The 2,570-nt window shown below is 48.7% G+C and carries 3 protein-coding genes; all 3 read right to left on the bottom strand.

The window, feature by feature from the left end:
• Positions 1 to 281 (bottom strand): LON peptidase substrate-binding domain-containing protein (locus tag RSA72_RS13475; protein WP_332633335.1); only part of this gene is annotated, 281 nt, incomplete at its 3' end.
• 146 nt (positions 282 to 427) lie between these two features.
• A complete protein-coding gene (locus tag RSA72_RS13470; protein ID WP_332624078.1) occupies positions 428 to 1,015 on the bottom strand; it encodes a 5-formyltetrahydrofolate cyclo-ligase in 588 nt (195 codons plus the stop codon).
• 261 nt (positions 1,016 to 1,276) lie between these two features.
• Positions 1,277 to 2,570 (bottom strand): TonB-dependent siderophore receptor (locus RSA72_RS13465; RefSeq protein ID WP_332633333.1); only part of this gene is annotated, 1,294 nt, incomplete at its 5' end.

Below are 2,570 nucleotides of genomic sequence, written 5' to 3'. Positions count from 1 at the left end.
TCATTTTCGTGATTCACAACTTGCACAATCTTCGCGACAGTACCGTATTGATATAAATTGTCGTGATCAATTTCTTCTGTAAGCGAATCTTTTTGTGCAACTACAAATACGAGATTGTCACTGTTACGAGCCACGTCAACTGCATTGATCGATTTTTCACGGCCTACGAATAGCGCAATTTGCATGTGCGGATAAACCACCACATCACGCAGCGCTAAAAGCGGTAATACGCTTGGAACCTGAGGCTCTAAGGTTTCTTCATTCATAATAATTTCAGACATGGGCACTCCTAATGAGTGACAACGGTGTTGCCATGTTTTTATAGTGATGGGTATTTTAAAAAATACAAGGGTTGGGCAAAACAAATTGTATTAAAAATGAGTAAATATGTGATTTTAAAATAATATTAACTGTCAAAATGATCAATTCAGCGCTTAAAGCGCTTAAAGCCGCGCGGCGTCAGCAGGGCGTCCAGCGGCTGGTCCCAGGCTTCGCGCGGCAGGGCCTGCGGCATGCACTGAAAATCATGCGCAAGGCCCAGGCGGCAAGGCTTGCCCGGCGCTGAAGCGAGGGTTTTATCATAAAATCCGCCGCCCATGCCGATGCGGGTGCCGTAAATGTCGCAGGCCAGGAGCGGCATAATCAGCAGGTCCAGCTTTGAAACATGCAGGCCGCGCGCCTGCATCGGCTCTTTCATGCCCAGCGGATGGTGCGCAAAGCGCCGGCTGCGGTACTGATGCTGTGAAATGCGCACCCAGGCCAGGCGCTGGTTCATGCTGCAGATCATGGGCAGATAGACGGCTTTGCCGCGCGCAAAGCAGTACTGCATGATGCTTTGCGTATGGACTTCGCCAAAGGCATGCAGGTAAACGCCGATTTTGCCGGCCTGCTGAAATTCAGGAATGCGGATTAAGCGGCTGAGAATGGCTTGCCCGGCTTGCCTTTGCTGGAACTCGCTGAGCGCGCGGCGCTGCTGCCGGAGGGTTTTTCTCAGCGGGTTCAAATCGTATGGCATGCGGCGTGAGGCGTTTAAAAATTTTGCTACAGTCTAGCCTGTTGCATGCGCGCTGCAAAGGGCGCATTGAAGATTTAACTGTGCTGGCATAAGGCAGCAATCTGCAGGCCGGTTTTGAGGCTGCAGGTTTAGGCTCATGCATTGATGCTGATTGGCAGCGCCGCCGGCATGGCTTGAAAAATTGAAGCAGCGGCAAAGCCAGCCATATGCATGGATATGGCTGACTTGAATTTTCAGTACTGCGTTTTCAGCACTGCTCTTTTAGTACTTTGCTTTCAGTGTGAGCAGGAAGCTTCTCGGTTCGCCATAGAAGTTGCCATAGCCGGAGGTGCCGATCGTGCTGTAATATTTCTTATCAAAGATATTATTAACATTTAAAGCAATATTCAGGTTCGGGCTGATTTCATATGCCGTCCGCAATGACCAGACCGCATAGGCTTCCTGCGCAAACTCATAAGCAATCATAGGGCTGCCGTATTGATTGGTCACAGGGTCGTATGTCGGCACCCTCCCGGACTGGAAGCTTTTACTTTGCGCATTGACCCCGCCGCCAACGCTTAAGCCTTCAAGAAATTCTGAAAACTTATAATCCGTCCAGATTTTCAGCAAATGCTTTGGCGTTAAGGTGCTGAACTGCGCATCATTTTTGCGGCGGTCTTCATTTTCATTAAATGTATAGCCGACAGCGATATTCCAGCTGTCGGTAATCAAGCCGTTCAATTCAACGTCAATGCCTTCACTGCGCTTGCTTCCGGCTGCAACATAGCAGCACAAAGAGTTGCTGTTGCCAATCGACTGCCGGCTTAAACTGACCGCCTCATGGTCTTTTTTAATTTTAAAATACGCTAAAGAAGCCAGCAGGTTCGGCGCCAATTCAGTTTTTATGCCGAATTCCAGATTGCTGCCTTCAACGGGCTTTAATGACGGGCCGGTCTGCGTTTCCAGATACTTGCCTTGCGGCGTATGAATTTCTGCGAAGCTGCCGTAAATTGCAGTATTGGCAAGCAAGTCATAAGTTAAGCCATAATAAGGCGTAAATTTTTTATCTTCCTTATAGCTGTTTTTATTGCCTGTATTGTGGTTTTGTATTTCAGTTTCATCTTTAAACGCATAGCGCCCGCCTAAAATCACTGCAAGCTTATCCGCAGGCTTCAGCTTTAAAGAACCGTAGCCGGCTGCCGTGTCACTTTTATTGGTGCTGTTTGTTGTCCATGAGCTTGGCGGATAATCCCACTCAGGCGGCGGCGCGGGGTTAAAGGCATTGCCTTTGCCGTATGAAGTCCAATTCTGCTTGTAATCTTTGGTATTAGATTTTGCATCCAGGCCTAGAATCAGTTCATGCTGCTGCCCCAGCCAGTCAAAGCTTCCCTGTACATTCGCATCCGCAGTAAATTCTTTAAATCCCGTGTCATCCTGATAGCGCCACCATGTAGATTCTAAGGTCTGATAGTTGACGGCGTCTTCCATTTCCGCGCCGTTAATGCCGTCATCCCCCGTGTTGTAGCGCAAGTTTAAGCGGGTCTTCCACTGATCATTCAGGTCATGCTCAAGGTTG

This window comes from Acinetobacter sp. (genome assembly GCF_036659555.1).
In the GTDB taxonomy this organism is placed as follows: Bacteria; Pseudomonadota; Gammaproteobacteria; order Pseudomonadales; family Moraxellaceae; genus Acinetobacter.
The sequence above is the reverse complement of the archived record's forward strand: the minus strand, read 5'-3'. Positions and strand labels throughout refer to the sequence as shown.

Bases quoted from the DNA above. Each gene is read 5' to 3' on its own strand.
- RSA72_RS13470 (WP_332624078.1), bottom strand. From the start codon at position 1,015: ATGCCATACGATTTGAACCCGCTGAGAAAAACCCTCCGGCAGCAGCGC.